Annotated in this window: 18 protein-coding genes; 1 reads left to right on the top strand and 17 read right to left on the bottom strand. The window is 43.8% G+C overall.

The window, feature by feature from the left end:
- Positions 1–83: 83 nt before the first annotated feature.
- The 8 genes from NST47_RS18070 to NST47_RS18035 all read right to left on the bottom strand — a co-directional run bounded on the left by NST47_RS18070 (position 84) and on the right by NST47_RS18035 (position 6,383).
- Positions 84–941: an ankyrin repeat domain-containing protein gene (locus NST47_RS18070; RefSeq protein WP_341156338.1), complete on the bottom strand. Its 858-nt coding sequence runs from the start codon at positions 939–941 to the stop codon at positions 84–86.
- Positions 942–1,137: 196 nt separating this feature from the next.
- Complete coding sequence (locus NST47_RS18065; protein WP_341156337.1) at positions 1,138–1,692, bottom strand: dihydrofolate reductase family protein; 555 nt, start codon at positions 1,690–1,692, stop codon at positions 1,138–1,140.
- A 116-nt stretch (positions 1,693–1,808) separates the two neighbouring features.
- Complete coding sequence (locus tag NST47_RS18060; RefSeq protein ID WP_341156336.1) at positions 1,809–2,273, bottom strand: phage tail protein; 465 nt, start codon at positions 2,271–2,273, stop codon at positions 1,809–1,811.
- Between the two features lie 119 nt (positions 2,274–2,392).
- Positions 2,393–2,722 (bottom strand): ArsR/SmtB family transcription factor, encoded by a 330-nt coding sequence (locus NST47_RS18055; protein WP_341156335.1) that lies wholly within the window; start codon positions 2,720–2,722, stop codon positions 2,393–2,395.
- Positions 2,723–3,022: 300 nt separating this feature from the next.
- Entirely contained in the window at positions 3,023–4,396 is a 1,374-nt protein-coding gene (locus tag NST47_RS18050) for an NAD(P)-binding domain-containing protein (protein ID WP_341156334.1), read from the bottom strand.
- A gap of 52 nt (positions 4,397–4,448) precedes the next feature.
- The gene (locus NST47_RS18045; protein WP_341156333.1) at positions 4,449–4,898 is read right to left on the bottom strand and encodes a MarR family winged helix-turn-helix transcriptional regulator; all 450 of its coding nucleotides are present in this window, start codon (positions 4,896–4,898) and stop codon (positions 4,449–4,451) included.
- A gap of 105 nt (positions 4,899–5,003) precedes the next feature.
- The gene (locus NST47_RS18040; protein WP_341156332.1) at positions 5,004–5,450 is read right to left on the bottom strand and encodes a VOC family protein; all 447 of its coding nucleotides are present in this window, start codon (positions 5,448–5,450) and stop codon (positions 5,004–5,006) included.
- A gap of 261 nt (positions 5,451–5,711) precedes the next feature.
- The gene (locus tag NST47_RS18035) at positions 5,712–6,383 is read right to left on the bottom strand and encodes a TetR/AcrR family transcriptional regulator (protein WP_341156331.1); all 672 of its coding nucleotides are present in this window, start codon (positions 6,381–6,383) and stop codon (positions 5,712–5,714) included.
- Positions 6,384–6,648: 265 nt separating this feature from the next.
- Here NST47_RS18035 and NST47_RS18030 point away from each other — a divergent pair, with 265 nt between their 5' ends.
- Entirely contained in the window at positions 6,649–7,674 is a 1,026-nt protein-coding gene (locus NST47_RS18030; protein ID WP_341156330.1) for a LacI family DNA-binding transcriptional regulator, read from the top strand.
- 74 nt (positions 7,675–7,748) lie between these two features.
- Here the strand turns inward: NST47_RS18030 and NST47_RS18025 are convergent, their stop codons facing one another.
- From NST47_RS18025 to NST47_RS17985, 9 genes are all read right to left on the bottom strand, one after another.
- On the bottom strand, positions 7,749–8,534 hold the full coding sequence (locus NST47_RS18025) for an enoyl-CoA hydratase/isomerase family protein (protein WP_341156329.1): 786 nt from the start codon (positions 8,532–8,534) through the stop codon (positions 7,749–7,751).
- Positions 8,535–8,537: 3 nt separating this feature from the next.
- Complete coding sequence (locus tag NST47_RS18020; protein ID WP_341156328.1) at positions 8,538–10,106, bottom strand: acyl CoA:acetate/3-ketoacid CoA transferase; 1,569 nt, start codon at positions 10,104–10,106, stop codon at positions 8,538–8,540.
- A 20-nt stretch (positions 10,107–10,126) separates the two neighbouring features.
- The gene (locus NST47_RS18015; RefSeq protein ID WP_341156327.1) at positions 10,127–11,287 is read right to left on the bottom strand and encodes an acyl-CoA dehydrogenase family protein; all 1,161 of its coding nucleotides are present in this window, start codon (positions 11,285–11,287) and stop codon (positions 10,127–10,129) included.
- A gap of 84 nt (positions 11,288–11,371) precedes the next feature.
- Positions 11,372–12,391 carry a Gfo/Idh/MocA family protein gene (locus NST47_RS18010; protein WP_341156326.1) on the bottom strand — a complete coding sequence of 340 codons (1,020 nt, stop codon included), beginning with the start codon at positions 12,389–12,391 and terminating at the stop codon, positions 11,372–11,374.
- A gap of 76 nt (positions 12,392–12,467) precedes the next feature.
- Complete coding sequence (locus NST47_RS18005) at positions 12,468–13,673, bottom strand: CaiB/BaiF CoA transferase family protein (RefSeq protein WP_341156325.1); 1,206 nt, start codon at positions 13,671–13,673, stop codon at positions 12,468–12,470.
- A 122-nt stretch (positions 13,674–13,795) separates the two neighbouring features.
- Positions 13,796–15,799: a (Fe-S)-binding protein gene (locus NST47_RS18000; protein ID WP_341156324.1), complete on the bottom strand. Its 2,004-nt coding sequence runs from the start codon at positions 15,797–15,799 to the stop codon at positions 13,796–13,798.
- Positions 15,800–15,846: 47 nt separating this feature from the next.
- Positions 15,847–16,818, bottom strand: a complete 972-nt coding sequence (locus tag NST47_RS17995) for an electron transfer flavoprotein subunit alpha/FixB family protein (protein ID WP_341156323.1) — start codon at positions 16,816–16,818, stop codon at positions 15,847–15,849.
- Between the two features lie 34 nt (positions 16,819–16,852).
- Positions 16,853–17,623: an electron transfer flavoprotein subunit beta/FixA family protein gene (locus NST47_RS17990; RefSeq protein WP_341156322.1), complete on the bottom strand. Its 771-nt coding sequence runs from the start codon at positions 17,621–17,623 to the stop codon at positions 16,853–16,855.
- Between the two features lie 296 nt (positions 17,624–17,919).
- Positions 17,920–19,257, bottom strand: coding sequence for a sulfatase family protein (locus NST47_RS17985; protein WP_341156321.1), 1,338 nt, complete (start codon positions 19,255–19,257; stop codon positions 17,920–17,922).

Here is a 19,257-nt window from a genome sequence, read left to right as displayed (position 1 = left end):
TCATATATTATATTAATTATTCCGATGTGTTTAGTAGGATAATAGCATGGAGTGATCCTATTGTCTATATGCTATAAGTTTCCTTATTCTCTCAGCATATCGGCTGCTGCTTGTTGTCCTTTACTTACAGCAAGCTCGTAAGGCGTCTGACCATCCGCATTCACAGCAGTTCGGTCAGCTCCGTGCTGCAGAAATATTCGGATTAATGATTCACGACCGAAGTAGGCTGCTACGTGAAGTGCGCTGTAGCCTAGCCGGATACTGCCTTCACATTTGGCGTTGACATCTGCGCCATGGCTGATCAGCAGTTTAATGATATGCTCGTAGTTGCCGAGAATCGCCGCATGGATCGCCGTGTTGTTCAGACTCCCGTCCTTGCTCCTGGCATTTACGTCTGCACCCAGTTCGAGTAGCAATTTGACAATTTCCTCATTTCCAAAATGCGCTGCCATCGACAGCGGCATAAATCCATCTGGACTATATGCGGAGATGAGCTCGGGTGATTGCTCGAGCAATTCCTTAACCCGCCCTGTGCTACCGACCACCGAAGCTTCAAACACATCGAGCTCTGCACCGTTGTCGATAAGCAGCTCCTTGATATCGTTCGCACGCATGTAGGCAGCCATTAGAACAGCTGTTTCTCCCTTGCTGTTCGTAGCGTTCACGAGCGTAGAATCCTGATGAATCAGTTGGGTAACCTTCTCAAGGTTATTCAGCTTAACGGCCTCGACCATCTCATTGCGCAATTGCTGAACGTTGTCAGCAAGGAGTTGAGCCCTGCGCAACAGCTCCTCCGAAGATTGAATACCAACATTGACAAAGTGAGAGACAGCCCTCGATCGATTGGTCTCCAATCCTGAATCAACGAGCAGGTCTACCGCTTGAAGTGCCGTATCGTCCAATCTTATGGAGATTACGATACTTGGCTTTTTCTTAGCCATATACGCCTCCATTTGCATACTGTATTTTTGATTACAAAATTACAATATCACATTATCCTTTAAAATACTACCCCCTATTCACATTGTTTTACACGGAATTTATTTTTTCATTTCTCTTGTTTCTTAATCTTCTTCCAAATTATTATTTTAGTAAGCTCCTTTCTCCATTTTATTTGGGGGTTTACTAGCAAAATTATTAGTTACCATCCAAATGATAAATTAATTGTACAACGCCTGAGGAGAACGTTCTTGTATTAACCATTTTTAAATTCAATCTCTGTTTTATATCCACAAACAGCGGTTTTCCTTCTCCCAGAACAACAGGGTGAACAGATAATCTAAATTCATCAACAAGTCCTAAATTGATAAAAGTTGTAATAAGACTTGCTCCACCATATAACCAGATGTCTTTACCAGACTTATTCTTTAATTTATTTACTTCTTCAAGAATACTATCATTTATGAATATTGCTTTATTATCAGTCCCCTTTTGCGTCCTGGAAAACACATATTTCTCTTTACTATGAACCAATTCCCAAAATTCTTTTTCAGAATTAGGATGTTCAATTTCCGGAGTAAATTGTCCCCATAAATCATAGCTTTTTCTTCCATATAAAATAGTATCAATTTGATTCAAGTAATTAATAAACCCCATCTCAGAATCCATAATGCACCAATCCACTTCCCCACTTTTCCCTTCAATAAAACCATCTAAAGTGACTGCTAAATCTAAAATTATTTTTCGTTTCATGATTTATTACTCCTTTCGTTGATCTACCACCGATTATAGACCTTAAATATGTCACCTTATGTCATATAATAAAATAGCGATGGATCGGATCCACCGCTATGCTTGCATTTTTGCTTTTAATATTCTCCTTTAATCACAAAAAACGAACCTCGAATTGTTCCAGCTAGTTTAGACTTCTGTCTAGCAAACTTAAACTTCTCTTCTAACTCCTTTGGTACCTCCATCCCCTCAGATAGCTTAAAACCAACGGCCCGCTTCTTAGGGTCATCAACCGTATACATGACGTTAACCTCTAAACCATCCTCATAAAAGACAAAGGCCCATTTGATATTTTCCACTTGAAAACGCGATGTTTCTAAAGGTTTGGCCGCAAATTCAATATCACGTACTTCTTTCAAAATTCGGTTCACATAATCGATGGTCTCCTGGCTCTCGCTGGCTGGTACTACCGTAAATTCATGCTTGTATTTGTTCATGAAGTAACGGGCTTCATTAGCACGTAAACCAGCAAGCGCATCTACTACAGGTGAAGACTCTAAACCAACCGTAGACACAGTTTTAAAATCAACGATATGGGACATATCCATCCTCCTCGTATTATCACTTTATTTTCTAACAACAGGTATCCACATTTCACCAAATTCTAAGCCATTCGGATTATGTTAATTCGAGTCAACCAAGATGAGCGATAGATCTTGCTTTAGTCCTGTTCCTCCTTAAGAAGCTGATCCAGACGAACCATGTTTTGTTTCCAAAATTTCTCGTAGTACGACAACCAGTCCTGGAGTTCCTTGAGCGGTGCGGGATTGAGACGATTGCGCGTCTCACGGCCGACTTTACGCTCGGTCACAAGGCCGACTTCCTTCAAAATCGTCAAATGCCCGGAGACTGCGTTGCGGCCCATCGCAAAATGCGGAGTCAACCGATGGAGAGGTAATTCATCCGCATCAGCCAGCAGTCGAATGATTTGGCGCCGGGTCGGATCGGCCAGGGCATAATAGACATCCCGTGTCTGTGCAACTGCGCTCATCATCACCACTCCCTCGCATGAAATGAAATTAAATCGATTATTGCTTTGATTATAGGACAGTAAATAGTGTCTAGTCAAGAGATCCACCTTATTTCCAAAGAAAATGGTGAATCTGATGAGCGCTTATATGCGGTTGCAGCCTGGCGGGATTCTTCGCACTTTACAGACGACGAACGTGCTTCTTTGGCATTAACCGAAGCGATAACCAGGCTTAGTGATCGGGAAGACCCGGTTCCAGACAGCATTTGGGATGAAGCCACCCGGCATTACGACGAAACAGCCTTGGCTGCCCTGATTCTCTCAATTGCTACAACCAATCTTTGGTGTCTCCTCACAGCATGCGGATGTTGCTTGAAGGCTGCATACGCCTGTCTCTGGCAAGTCCAATTCTACGCTGCTCGCGTCCTCCCAATCTCCGGTCAGACCTGCAACAACAGACCGAACCTGTTCATATCCCGTTGCCAAAAGAAAGGTTGGAGCTCTTCCATAGCTTTTTACACCGACGATATATAAGTTTTTCTCAGGCTGACGCAGTTCTTTTTCTCCATGAGGACGAACGGTTCCACAGCTATGCTCATTAGGATCAATCAGGGGGGCGAGCTCTGCAACACTTTCAATAGCAGCATCAATGTTGATTCTAAGCTCCCTTAAGAAAGCAAAATCCGGTCTGCTGCCTGTATTGCTAATAATTTCGTCTACGCCTACGATCTTATCGGCCTTTCCGGCTCCTATGACGTTAATCTGTCCATTCTCTAATTCAAAATTGCTGATATGAAACGGAGTCACGACATCAACTAATCCTTCATCCACCATTTTTTGTATGCGTGTCCCAAGGTCGCCGCGGGCGGGGAGACTATCGTTATCTTGACCACCGTAAGCTTCTGTAACACTTTGTTTTCGCATCACCCAGGTGATATGCGTACGCGGCTCCTCTATCTTTAAATCCTGAAGCTCCAGCAAGGTATTAAGAGCAGAATGGCCGCCTCCTACTACAAGGACATGCTTGCCTACATAACGCTGCTTGTGCGATCCGAGAATATCAGGTATTCCATAAAAGAAGTGCGCAGCGTTCGACTTTTCTGATTCGGTCCAGACTCCATCGGAGAGTGACGGATTCGGATGATCCCAGGTACCCGTGGCATCGATAATAGCCCTTGCCTCAAATTGCTTAGGTTTTCCATCGATCTCCACATACACGGAAAATGGTAATTCATCACGACCGCTTGTTTTTATTTTACTTAAGCCTTTCCTGCTAATGGCTTTAACGTTTGAATGATACCAAATATGATTTTTAATCTCGGGTATCTCTGCAAGTGGTGCTAAATAGGTCTCTACCAATTGTTGTCCCGTCGGAAGTCCAGCGTCGTCCGGGGCTTTCCAGCCATTCGATTCGAGAAGTTTTCTTGCGGCCTTATCCACGTTGTACTGCCAGGGTGAGAATAAACGAACGTGCCCCCATTTTAAGATATTGGAGCCTACGGCAGCTCCTGCTTCAAATATCACAAAAGACTCACCTCGTAAGGATAAATGAGCCGCAGCTGCCAAACCCACTGGTCCCCCACCAATAATCGCAACTGGCAATGACTGCTCCGTATGCTGATTCCCCTTTACAATATCTCCTCCACAACAAGTCGCCTTCCCATTGTCCTGCTTGTTAGTTTCATAATAGCTCATAATGATTCCCTCCAATTTTTATTTGCATTTTGCAAGTATTAATGAAAAAAAATTACCCCAAAGGGGTTGTGCAGCATTGGCTGGATTTGGCCATGGCATCATTTAAAAGCTGGATCGAGCGAATGACGGTTTCTTTTTCAAAATCGTTCATGTGTGAAAAAATTTCATTCAAATAGGCATTCATCTGTTGGTCAATCGTCGTTGCTACGTATTTACCTTCTGTCGTTAATGAAAGAACATATACCCTCCTGTCGTCAGGATCGGGTAACTTTTTTACTAGATTCATTTTGATTAATGCTTGAATCTGGCGACTGAAGGTCGTAATGTCGGTTCCCAAAGCCTCTGCTATCTGCTGGATGGATGGCTTATGCTGATGGTCAATCTCATACAGGATGTGACTTTGAACTAATGAAATATCAACTCCACCGGCAGTACAGCAATTTTTATTGAGAAAACCAAAACGACGTGTCATGATTTGAAATAGTTCACGAGTATTATCCATGGCAGCTCACCTCATGAATGAGTATAAATTAATTATTTGCATTTTGCAAGTATTACCCCCCCCCAACCCTTCGGTTAAGGAGAATATAATGAACAGCCTCACGTTCTATTCAATGAACTCATCCTCGAATGTTCCATGAACAAGGACAACTTCGTTAACGTCAAACTTATTTCCATCCAAATCAAAAAATACAAAGTTGAAGCCACAGCTGCCGCGGTCATGAAGTTGTTCGATTCTTACGCCACTGGATTTCAGGTGGTCATGAAGCACTTCTATGCCACTCACCTCAAAGGTGAACCTGAACATTTCATTACCCAACTTATTAGGGAATTGGCTATCGATCTCCCCCTCTGTTTCGACCAAGTGCAGCCATTGTCCATCAGAAAGCTTCATAATTGCTTGAGCTTCTGCAGGATTAAAAGGTACTGCATGGTCCAATCCAAAATTTTGCTGCCACCATTGAGCTGACTTGATCGGGTTGCTAACAGGCACATATACCGAACATATCCCCTTTAATGCAGTTCCTTGAAATACATTAGAAATTTGTGACATCCTCATCATCCCTTCAATTGTTTATTCGTTCTAGCTTAGGGTCCAACATCTTGTGTCAAATCAACGATATCGCTTGTAATCATCCTGCTGTATTGGAATAATATGGGTTTATGATGATCCTAATATGTATTCTATGACGAAGTGCTATTTCCTTTAAATACATTCCTTTTCCAACAACAAAAAAAGCCGCAATTAAGCGACATTTCTTACCTTCCCCCAATCCTCATGGGCGCATAAATTCTGACGGATGATCCGACAAATCTAATCCTGCCTTTGTACAATCCCCTGCAAGATCACCTCTAGCCCCCAACGAAACCGTTCTTCGCCTCCCGAGGAGAGTAGCTCGTCCCTCAAATTGGTAATCATCGGATATCGCATAACATCCAACGATTCATAAGAGGTTAAAATTGTATTCAGCGTTGTCCCTTTCTGATCACGGGAAGCTTGTTCGAATGCAACTGAAGTCGCATAGAGAAGTAATAAATCCACTCCCCATGCTGCAGACGTGGAACGAATTCCTCCTTCATGCAACCGCCCAAGGATATACTCCATGAGCGCTAACGAGTGTGGTCCTACGGGAATCGTCGTTAGAGCGAGCTCGGCAATACCCGGAGATTCATATAGTACCGTTAGATACGAGTTCAGAGCATCGAACAGATTCGTTTTCCAGGATCCATCTTGAGCATCCGGCAATACGACTTTATCCAGCCCATAGTCCAACACATAAGCGCTTAGCTCCTGGAGGTTCGTGACATACACATATAGTGAAGAGGGACCTGTATCCAATGCTTTGGCGATTTTACGCATGCTCAGCCCGGACGAGCCTTCGTTTTTCAGTAATTCCAAGGCGGTCTTCACAATAAGCTCTTTGCTGAGCGGCTCCTTGGCTGGCCGCGAACGACGACTGATTACGGTTCGATTTGAATTATTCATAATTCCCTTATAACATGTTCGTTTGAAATAGTAAACCATCAGCTGAAAGTTTCAATGATGATACGGGTACTAAACCCTGCATTTGTATATAATATTTAATTTATATTCGTGTACCGGTTTATTATTAGGAGAGATATGTGAATCGGGATGGGTTGAAATAATTTGACTTCAATGAACATCACAATTAAAATTAGCTTAGTCAAACACTCATAAACCGTTATACTAAAACAAAGTTATCCATACTTTTTCATTAGGAGTTCACACTATGAAACAGAAATCGACCATCTCGGATGTGGCCAAGTTAGCTGGTGTTTCCAAATCAGCTGTTTCTAAATATTTGAACAATATTCCGTATGTATCGGATGAAACACGCAAGCGTATTGAGCAAGCGATTAAGGAATTGGATTATTACCCCAATAATTTTGCGAGAGCTCTGGTCCATAACTCGATTAAACTGATTGGCTTGGTAATCTCCAATATTCATATCATGATTAATACCGAATTGATTAAATCCATTGAGGAAGAAGCCAATCAGCTTGGTTATAACATTGTATTGGTTACTACGAATGATAATGAAGCGAACGATGAACGCCTGTTGGAAATTTTAAAAGACCGGTTTCAGCATCTGGATGGGTTGATTCTCGCCAATGCAAGAGAAAATCGACTGAATCTGGAAGCATTAAAACGATCTTTTGAGCACATTGTTATGGTGCATCGTCATGTTCCTACGGATTTTATTGATTATGTGGTCGTGGACAATTACACGGGTGGGAAACTGGCGGCCGAATATTTGGTAAGGTTAGGACACAAGCAAATTGGTATGATCGAGGGGCAAAAGGACATCTATCCGACTCGTGAAAGAGCACGCGGGTTCATTGAAGTGCTGCAGAAATATGAACTGTATCATCCAGCGTATATTATTGAGGGTGGAAAAACACTTGAGGATGGATACCGCGCTGCCGAAAAAATTATGCTATCGAATCATAAACCGACCGCAATCTTCGCGATAAGCGACGTGCTTGCTTTTGGCTTATTAGATGCCGCACGTGAGTATGGCTGGAAAATCCCCGAGGAAATATCACTCATCGGCTTTGACAATTTATTCTTCTGCAAATTGGCCAGAGTCCCTCTCACAACAATTGATTCTCGAATTAAAGAACTCGGAACGCAAGCCGTGCAATTGTTGGTACAAAAAATTGAGGGCCAAATAGCTAAAGAAACGCTGCAGCAAGTGATGCTGGCTCCATCGTTAGTTTCGCGGGAATCCTGCAAAGAAATTTCACATCAATAAAAAGTCGGAACCAGGCTTGCTAAGAAAGTATCCTGGTTCCGACTTAACGGTAGATGCTATTCAATTATCAAAATTTATCGGTGTTTAAAATTCGCCGAGCGTTTACCGTAAAATGCAGCAATGCCTTCATAAATATCCTCGCTTTTAAAGACGATTTCGCTCAGCTCTAACGATTTGGATTGTCCTGCGGCCGTTCCGGCCAGTAAACCATGATCAACTGCTTGTTTGATGCATTTCATAGCTACACCGGATCTTAGGGAAATCGTTAAAGCAAGCTCCATAGCTGCTTCCAGAGCCTTTCCCTCGGGAGCGATTCGGTTAATCAATCCCATACGAAAAGCCGTCTCTGCATCAATGGAATCCCCGATATACATCAGCTCCTTGGCCCTTGCCTCTCCAATCAATTGGGGCAATCTTTGCGTGCCTCCGCTCCCAGGAAATACGCCCAATTTACATTCTGGAAATCCAATTTGAGTCTGTTCCTCCATCACTCTGATATCGCAGCATAAAGCCAGTTCAGCACCTCCGCCCAAGGCAATTCCGTTGATAGCCGCAATGGTAGGGATCGGCAGCTTATCCAGCATATCGTATACGTAATTTTCGATGGCTAATTTGTCAACGATCACAGTGCCGGCCTTAACCAGTTCAGCAAATTCTTTGATATCCGCCCCCGCACAAAACGCCCTGCTTCCTTCACCGGTAACGATAACAACGCGAATTTGGGGATCGGACTCGATTTGTTTTAAAACTTGCGCAAGCTGAAGCGTCAGCTCTCTTGATACCACATTTAATGGAGGATTGGATAATTGAATAACAGCTATACCATTGGATTCCCGAATTAGCTTTATCGTATCACTCATCGATTATCTTGCCTCTTTTCCTTTTAATTCGTCTTTTAAATTCATCAGATTCGCGTTGAAAATTCGAGCATCCATCAAGGGAACCTCAGGTGGTACGATAACTGGAAAATCGATTTTATCAAGAACATCACGCTGAATATCCACTCCTGGTGCAATCTCCTTCAGCATGATTCCATCCGGCGTCAAATCAAATACGGCTCGTTCTGTAATATATTTCGCTGTTTGTTGGCGCTCCAGGGCATACCCGCCAGACCATGTAATTTGCTCTACATCTTGAATGAATTTTTTAATGGAACCATCCTGATGGATGACCATGTTACCCTCTTCAATTCGAACATCACTTTTTCCGGCTGTTAATGTACCTAGGAAAAATACCTTTTTGGCATTTTGGGTGATATTAATAAAACCTCCCGGGCCAACAATTTTATTGCCGAACCGGCTGACATTGACATTCCCATGCCGATCGACTTCCGCAAATGATAGAAATGCCAAATCCAGACCACCGCTGTCGTAAAAATCGAATTGATACGGTTGATCGATCATAGCCTCATAATTGGTCGCAGCTCCAGCGTCATTTCCCAACGCAGGTATACCTCCAACTAAGCCTTGCTCGACGGTTAAAGTAAGATCGTTATAAAAGCCTTCTTCAGCTGCAATCAAGGATATTCCGTTCGCAACGCCAAAACCCAGATTCACAACAGCATCCTTAAACAATTCCATGGCCGCCCGACGGGCAATGATCTTTCTTGAATCAAGAGGAAGAACTGCTATTTCATTATCCAGCTTATGAATGTATCCGGCATAGGCTGGGTCAAATTTCGTGACATATGTTTGCCAAGGCTCTTTGTCAATCACAATATAGTCAACAAGAATGCCGGGAACTTTAACCTGCTTCCCCTGTAAGGTGCCATTTTTGGTGAGACGTTCCACTTGAGCAATCACGATTCCGCCCGTCCGACGCGCAGCCGTAGCAATGGATAGATTTTCACCGAATACGGCCTCGTGTTCCATTGTCAGATTACCCTTTTCATCTGCTGTTGTAGCCCGAATAAAAGCAACATCGATCTTGATGGGTTTGTACCGTAAATATTCTTTGTTATCAATTTCAAGAACCTCCACTAAATCCGGACCTCGTTTGCTCCCCTGCTGTCCACCTTGCAAGCGAGGATCGATAAAGGTATGCAGTCCAGTAGTCGTAATTAATCCCGGACGTCCGCCTGCCATTTCCCTGGTCAATTGAGAAAGAACTCCCTGTGGGAATGTATACGACTCGATTTCACCCGATAATGCCATATCTGCAATCCGGGGACTATTGGTTAGTGTGCCGCATATAGAGCGCTTAATTAAACCCGAGTGCGCTAATCGATTCATTCCGGCTTCTTTCCAATCGCCAATCCCTACAGCATGGGCACATGTAAGGCTGCGCGGGAAACCAGTTTTGATAAAACGGCCCTCAAGCCCTTCAATCAGCTTTTCAGGAACGGCATGACCACCTCCCGATCCCCCAATCCAAAGCGTATCATTGTCTTTAATTAGTGCTGCTGCTTCTTCGGTTTTGATAATTTGAACCATAACCTCTACTCCCTCACCATTTAATTGTAAGTAAATTCTTTATATTCCTTTAAAACATTGCGCATAATAATCAGACGATGAATTTGTGATGTTCCGTCATATATTTGACATATTTTGGCATCCCGCATAAACCTTTCTAAGGGGTATTCCTTGCTGTAGCCGTATCCTCCGAAAATCTGAACAGCATTGGTCGTATGCATCATCGCATTATCGGAGCAAAAATATTTGGCCATAGAAGCCTCTTTCGTATAAGGAATTCCAGCATCTCGATATTGAGCAGCGCGATAAAGTAAGAGTCTTCCCGCTTCAATCTCTGTTGCCATTTCCGCCAGCATAAAACCGACACCTTGAAAATTTCCAATAGGCTGACCAAATTGTTTGCGATTAGCCGCATAATTCGACGCTAATTCAAAAGCTGCCTGGGAAAGACCTAACGCACACGCAGCTACATCAAGACGAGTACCATCAAGGCCCGACATCATAATTTTAAAGCCTTGGCCTTCTTCACCGAACATATTCTCCTTCGAAATCGTACAATCATCGAAATACACGGAGCTGACCGGTACACCATGCTGTCCCATCATCGATTCTTTGGGACCTATCTTCAATCCGGGCGTCCCTTTTTCAACGATAAAGCAGGTGAGACCATGTACCCCTTTTGTGGGATCGGTTGATGTCAGGACAATCAGCATATCGGACACGGGAGCCAAAGTAATAAAACATTTACTGCCGTTAATGACCCAGTTATCTCCGTTTCTAACCGCACTCGTCTTAATACTCGCTGCATCCGAACCCGAATCCGGTTCCGTGATCGCAAAGCCCCCGATTTGTTTCCCACTGCTTAAAGCAGGAATCCATCGCTGTTTTTGTTCCTTACTACCAAATCGATGAAGAAGGCCAAGATGAAGATGAATAGCGCCTATAACGTTACTGACCGCTGCGCTTGCTCGAGATATCTCCTCATTGCACATCACGGATGCTAAAGTTCCGCAGTCAATCCCGCCTTCTTCTTCGCTGAGCTCCATACTTAAAATACCAAGCTCGCCGGCCTTTTCAACAATGTCAGGGAAAAACTCATCCTTTTCATCGATTTCTTTGGCACGGGGTGCGATAACCTCTACTGCAAAATGACGGACCATGTCTCGAATTTCTTGATTCGTCTCATCTACTTGAAAATTCATCATGCGACACTCCTTTAATTGACCATATGTTATAATCATTGCCGGTAAATCTCCGCCGATTCAGCGAAAGACATCGTTACTTGGTTAAAGTCTGATTGCTTTGCCAGCCCGTGAAGACTCATAGATCGCCTCTAGAATAGCAAAGGTTTTGGCCGCTTCATCACCGGTAACAACAGGTGTGGATTGATTGCGGATGGCCAACAGTACATCCTTATATTGCGCTTTCAAGGAAGCAACAGATATGTTCCCATGATCCAAATTCGTCTCACCCTTTAGTCCATCGGTTATGCTATTCTCCTGATCTAATCTGGAGCTGTAAAAGGAAACTTCATCTCCAACGATGCTGATGGAGCCAGAGCTTCCGAATATATCGAGTTGAGATGGATACCCGGGATAAGTACCTGTTGTGGCGCTTATCATCCCATGTGCTCCATTTTTAAATTTCAGGCAGACTACCGCGGTATCTTCGACTTCAATGTCGGTATGAACAGCTCTGTCCGTATATCCGAACACCGCCTCTACATCCCCCATATACCATAGCATCAAGTCGATAGTATGAATCGCTTGAACGACGAGAACACCCCCGCCAGCCAAGCTTTTGCTTCTGTGCCATGAATCATAATAGGAATTTGGCCTATGCCAATGAACGGTGCAGTTAGCTGTGATTAGCTTGCCAAGCTTTTGCTGGTCGATTTTCTCACGAAGAAATAATGCCGATGGGTCAAAACGATGCTGGGATACGACAGATAGTTGTGTTCCCTTTTGCTTGCACAAATCTACATACGTTTTTATTTTGTTCATATCAACGCCGACTGGCTTCTCAGCTAAAATATGCTTGCCATGGTTGGCACAAAGCGAAATCAATTCCTCGTGATAATACGGAGGGGTTAATAATACCACCAGGTTGATGTCAGGATCTGAAACCAAATCGATACTATTCGGATAAGATTTCGTATTTGTTGATTCAGCAATACGCGCTGCCAACGAAACGTCGCGATCCGTAACGCCTATAAGGCTAAGATCGGTCAATTCCTGAATCGCTTGGATGTGCGCCTTGGAGATGGCACCACAGCCTATAAGACCAACACCTATTTTCTCTCCCATACGAATCCCTCTTTCTATTGAAGTCTGTTGTACCACCACAAGGATGAGCTTTTTTGCTTCATATGCCTTATACCTGCTAACCCTCTACTTTTAGATTATCCTTCTGCATGATTCGTACAACTCCGGTGCTTTCGAGTTCGTTGATTTGCTCCATCCCATATCCAAGCTCCGTTAATATTTCCTCGGTATGCTCACCTAAGCTTGGTGGCACCCTGGTGACAGCCGGAACCTTGCCGTCATATTTCACGGGATGTGCTAGAAGCTTCACCTTCCCTGCTCGCGGGTGATCAAAACTGACGAAGGAATCGTTCCATACGACCTGCGGATCGTTCATCACTTTTTCATAATTGTTGACTTCCGCATACCATATGCCAATCTCATCAAACACTTGTGACCAATAATCGAAACCCTCCTTCTTCAGATGTTCCGCAACTCTGGAATTAATAAACTCACGCTTTTTGTATTGATCACTCGAAGTCCACTGCAGAAACTCGTTGTCCGAAAAAGCTTTGGATAAATGAATTAAAGAATTCATAGATAAACATATATGCCTGTCTGCCGTCTCATAAATGCCGTAAGGCGCTTGATGGAATTTCGTTGCAATACCCGAAGCACTCCGATCATAAAGTGTCGCATTGTTCGCAAAATAATTGATCGGTTCAATTTGCAAGTCAAGAGCTGCGCTGAGCAAGTTGCTTTCCACTTTTTTTCCGATGCCCGTTTTTGTTCTCTCATATAGTGCTGCCAGCACACCCATTGCGGCCAATACAGCAGCATGTTGATCGACGATTGCCGTCCCGACTGGAATAGGCGGGTCACCGCTTCGTCCGCTTAGCATCGCCAATCCGCTCATTGATTGAATTAACAAATCTTGTCCAGGCTTGTCTTTGTAAGGACCAGAGGACCCAAACCCGGAGCATGAGCAGTACACAATACCCGGGTTGATCTCGGATACGGCTTCATATCCGAAGCCCAGCCGATCCATAACGCCTGGTCGAAAATTCTCGACGATCACATCCGCCTGCTTCATTAAATCCCAAATGATCGCTTTGCCTGCTTCATCCTTAAGATCGATGCTTAAGCTCCGTTGGTTTCTTCCAGCCAGCAAAAAGAAAACGCTCTCAGAATGGATAAATGCTTCTGCCCCAGCCCATTGTCGCTCAAAGGCACCATTGACGTTCTCAATTTTAATGACATCTGCACCTAAATCACCTAAAATCTGCACTGCTGACGGGCCCTGAAGAAAGTGAGTGAAACTTAACAATTGAATATCCTTTAGCATGCGACTCACCTCTATCACACATTTTTGTAACAGGACAGAACGGAATTTATTAGTAAACCGGTACACTATAATAGTGTAGTATTTTACTGTTTTACTGTCAATATTATTCTTTTGAACAATGTTTATAAGGATCTTTCGACAATTTCCGTAATATCCAATGCTTTAATTGTGTTATCCGCTTCTTTGGCTTTGATCCCATCACTAAACATCGTCAGGCAATACGGACAATTTGACCCAATGATCGTCGGGTTCAGCTGGATCGCCTGTTCTGTCCGTTCGATGTTGATACGCTTCCCTTGCTTTTCTTCCAGCCACATCATCCCACCGCCAGCACCGCAGCATAATGCGTCCTGCCGGTTGCGTTCCATTTCAACGATCTCAATCCCGGGAATCCTCCTTAAAATCTCGCGCGGAATATCATAGATATGGTTATAACGCCCAATATAACAAGAATCATGATAGGCAACGATTTCTTTGACCTCCTTGGTAGGCTGGATGCGTCCTTCCTGTAACAGCTTCCAGATGATTTCGGTATGATGAAATATTTCTGCCTTCAAACCAAATTCGGGATACTCATTCTTGAATGTGTTATACGTATGCGGACATATCGTCACTATCTTTTTGATATCATAGAACCGGAATAATTCAATGTTTTCCTGACATAGCTGCTGGAACAAGAACTCATTACCCATACGTCTGGCCGTGTCCCCGGAATTAAGCTCCTCATTACCCAACACAGCGAACTTAATGCCGGCAACATTCAGAATCCTGGCAAACGATTGTGCAATTTTTTGGCTTCTGAGGTCAAAAGAGCCCATGGACCCCACAAAAAATAAATATTCGAATTCGACAACCTCATCGATGATAGGAACGACGATGTCATCTCTTCCTTCTCGCCAACGAATCCTCTCCTTCCTGTTAATGCCCCACGGATTGCTTTGTCGCTCAATGTTTTGGAAGTACCGAGAAGCCTCTGACGGCATTTTCCCTTCAGTAAGCACCAAATATCGGCGCATATCTACAATCTTATCGACATGTTCGTTGGCAACCGGACACTGGTCCTCACAATTGCGACAGGTTGTACATGCCCACAGCTCTTCCTCTGTAATGACATCTCCGATCAGATTTGCTGCAGCATTGCTTTGACTGGGAGCCATACCTGGAATCCATGGATTTCGTGAGGTGACGGCTGCTCCTTTGTCGGTAAGGTGGTCTCTCATTTTCACAATAAGATCCATAGGAGATAGCGTCTTACCGGTACCCGAAGCCGGACACATATTCGTACAGCGACCGCACTCTACACAGGCATATAGATCAATAAGCTGATTTTGTCGAAAATCTTCAATTTTCCCAACCCCGTAAACCTCCTGCGTTTCATCCTCAAAGCTAATCGTTGTCAATTGGCCTGCAGGCTTGGTGTCGCGTAAATAGATATTAACTGGCGCAAAAAACACATGTGCATGCTTGGATTGTGGCACATAAACTGCAAACGCAAGCAGCGTGATCAAATGAACATACCAACATACATAAAACCATGCTGCCGCCGCATGAGTGCTCATGCCTTGAAACAAAGAAGCAATCGCTGATGAGATCGGAGCCGCAAATGCGCCCGAATGTCCTAGCCAAAGTTGTTCAAAGGCCAGGCTCATCAAGATGGAGAACATTAAAACCGATAAAAAGATAATGACTATTCCGGATTTGAATGTACGGTTCAATCGCTCCAATTTTTCGATATAACGCCGATAAAAAGCATACAGGGTAGCTATCAGCACTAGAAAAGTTGTGATTTCCTGAAGGAAACTGAAATAGGGGTGTGTATCTCCCAGCGGGTATTCGAACCCTTTGACAAAACCTTTTAGAATCAGCTCCAGAGCTCCAAACTGTAAAATGATAAAGCCATAAAACATAATAACGTGCATCATTCCGCTTTTCTTGTCTTTTAATAATTTCTTTTGCCCGAAAACATTAACGAGCACTTCATGGATACGTTGTGCATAATCCTTTTGTAAATTCGCTGGTTTCCCCAATTTAATAAATGAAACACGACTGTAGATCAAATTCGCGAATATATATAGCGCACAACCTGTTAAAAGGAGGACAACAACAAAGTTGAACAGGGATACCATACGTCCACTCCTTTCTTTCCCTAGAAAAACAGTTCTGAAATGTAAGCTTAATGGTTTAATTTGAGCAGCCTTTCGCTCAGGATAGGAATGACTTGAGATAAATCGCCAACGATTCCATAATCAGCAACTTTAAAAATCGGGGCTTCCGGGTCAGTATTAATAGCAACAATAGCTTTCGAGTTGGACATCCCTGCTATGTGCTGGATCGCGCCGGAAATCCCGCAGGCCAAATAGAGATCGGGGGTAACCACTTTCCCCGTTTGACCGATCTGTAAGGAGTAATCGCAGTATCCGGCATCACAAGCTGCACGTGAAGCCCCGACAGCACCTCCAACCACTTCGGCTAACTCGTAAAGAGGTTTAAAGCCATCTGCGCTCTTGACCCCTCGCCCTCCCGAAACAATAATTTTCGCTTCGCTGAGGTCAATGCTGTCCGATGCTTTGCGGATGACACTTTTCCGCTCGGTTCGAACGTTCCTATGCTCGATAGCGTAGTTAATCATTTCTGCAATGCGACTCGTGTCAGGTTCCTCAATTCGGATGTTGTTAGGGCGTAGGGTAGCCATAATAATCCCCTCTTTAATCCTTGCTTTGTGAAAAGCTTTACCTGAATAAATCGGGCACGTACATACAATGGAGTCTCCATTTACCTCGATGTCAATACAATCGGAAATCAAGGCTGTTCCCATATGTGCTGCAAATAGCGGCGCTGCATCTTTGCCGATAGAGGTATGTCCGAGCAATATCGCATCCGGATTTACTCGGCTACTTATAGTCGCGAGTGCGTCACAATAAAGCTCAGCGGGATTACTATTATGTTGATTAGAGGAAACCGCGAATATTTGATCTGCTCCGTAATAAGCCAATAGACTGAATAGTTCTTGTTCGTTGTTATCGATAACAATTGCAGTAACTTGACCGCCATCCGCCATCCTTTTTGCTGCACTAAGCACTTCCAGGGATACTTTACGCAATTTCCCATCACGTATTTCGGTTACAACCAGTACGTTTTTTGTCATCTCTTTCAATCCTTCCTATGTTTAATAACGTTAATTAATTCAGCTTTAATAGATTAGGAAATAGTGCGATCAACTGGTCTACTTGCTCCTCGGCGTCACCCTCCAGCAGTTTAACCTCACCTTTCTTCGGAGGCAAATACACATCAATGTATTCTAACATCGAGTTTGTATCCTCCGAGGAAAAACCCAAATCCTCCAGGGAATATCGATCGATGCTCTTTTTCTTGGCCTTCATAATACCTGGTAAAGATGGATAACGGGGTTCGTTTAATCCCTGCTGTGCAGTGATCAGGATAGGCAATGACGATTCTATGTTCTCCGTATCCCCTTCCGCATCTCTTTGTGCCAGCACCTTGTTTCCATCAATTTTCAAGCTCGTCACCGCAGTAATAAAAGCAATATCCAACTCTTGCGCTACACGGGGCCCCATTTGTGTCGACCCATTGTCAATGGTCATATATCCACCCAGAATGATATCAAAGGATCCCCTTTTTTTAATTGCAGCAGCTAATATTTTGGACAATACGTAATCATCCTGTATTGACGATTCATCCTCTACACATACAGCGAAGTCAACCCCCATTGCTAATGCATGACGCAGAGCGCTATCCATGCGAGCCGGTCCTATAGCCACAACTGTTACTTCTCCGCCAAAGGATTCTTTTAACTGAAGTGCCTCCTCAACCGCATATTCATCATAAGGGTTAAGAATAAATTTGACCCCGTCTTCGTTAATTTTACCGTCTTGCAGCGTAATTTTTTCTTCCGTGTCCAAGGTTTGTTTGATAAATACGATCATGTTCATTAAGACTCTTCCTTTCTGGCATAAATTAAAATATTTAGTGTACCGGTTTACTAATAATTATATTTCCAGATTGAATAAACGAGATCAACGTACCCTTAGTAAAATAAAAATTTCGTTAAGATTACTAATCAGCGACGATGTTTAATTGTGTGATAGAAATATAAAATATAGTAAACCGGTTTCCCTATCATTATATTTCGTGATGTTTTATGTGTCAATCCCCTTTTCACAAGATCAAACTAAAAAACCTCTGAAATTACAGAGGCTTTAGTTTGTGTTGTAGTAGGATCTCACCGCTATTTTTTAGCTCCATAAGCGGAACCGTTATCCAATTGCTCCTGCCACTCCGGTGCTGCAAGGCCCGTCACCTTTCCATTCAGGAGAGGATCATTCGTAGTCTTCATCCACACCTCCACCTTGTCTCGAAGCTCTTTCAATACCTGTTGGTACTCCGGAATGTGGACAAGATTATTAGTTTCAAGAGGATCATTCTGCAAGCTGTACAGCTCCTCCGGCACATTAGGCGTGTAGTATTCCTCCCTTACGACTTGCCCCGAAAGGCTGCGGTGAATGTCTAGAGGCAGATACACAGCAGGCCCGTCTTCAAAGTTGCGGATATATTTATAGCTTTCCGTTCTAACGCCTCTCATCGGATGGTATTGATCATGCCAGGTCAATTCGGAAAAAAAATGGTCTCTTGGCTTCACATTGGTGTCCGGCTTAAACAAACCGAGAAAGCTGCTTCCATCAAGCCCCTGAGGAATTTCCGCTCCCGCAAATTCAAGCAATGTGGGCATTAAATCTACATTACAAAGCAGCTGATTCATTACAAGTCCCCCGGCTATCTGTCCGGGATAATACATAATTAAAGCCGTTTCCAAGCCCGCATCCATCAGCGTCCCCTTCGCTCTCGGGAAGGCTATGCCGTGATCAGTCGTATAAATCACAAGCGTGTTATCGCTCAATCCGCTTTCTTCCAATCCACGGAGTATGCGGCCTATGCTTTGATCCAGCACTTTGGCGGAGCCGTGCAGCAGCGCAAAATCTTCCCGAACCTGAGGTGTATCCGGCAGGTAAGATGGCGGCACTACTTTATCCACCGGATCAGCGGCCGCTTCATATTCATCAAAATCCCGATGTGTTTCAAAAAAGCCCACTGAAGCGAAAAAAGGTTTTCCATCCTTGGCTTCAGCTTTTTCATGTAAATAGTCCAACACCCTGTCAGCGACTTGAGGTCCCCTGTCTCCAGGAACCGGTAGTACCTTATCGTAACCAAGCTTGGAGGTGGACGAGGTTAACCGGCTGTCCGGTTCGTCTATCGTTTCATGGCTGAAGCCAATCAATGCTGTTTCATAGCCTTGTTTGCCGAGCTCCTTAGGCAAGGTCGCTACACCCGGATGCATTGAAAATCCCAAATGGGCCAAACCGATCATCCCATGGTTATGCGGGTACAATCCGGTCAATATACTTCCACGGCTCGGACTGCACTGGGGAGCGGGGCAAAAATATTGATCGAAGCGTACCCCTTTTTCCGCCAAAGCATCAATCGATGGGGTTTCTACGGTTCGGCCATAGCAGCCCAAATACCTACCTGTATCGTGTGATATCATAAATAAAATGTTAGGTTTTTTCAT

Source organism: Paenibacillus sp. FSL H8-0034 (assembly GCF_038000305.1).
GTDB lineage: Bacteria > Bacillota > Bacilli > Paenibacillales > NBRC-103111 > Paenibacillus_S.
This window is presented reverse-complemented; position numbering and strand designations above follow the sequence as displayed.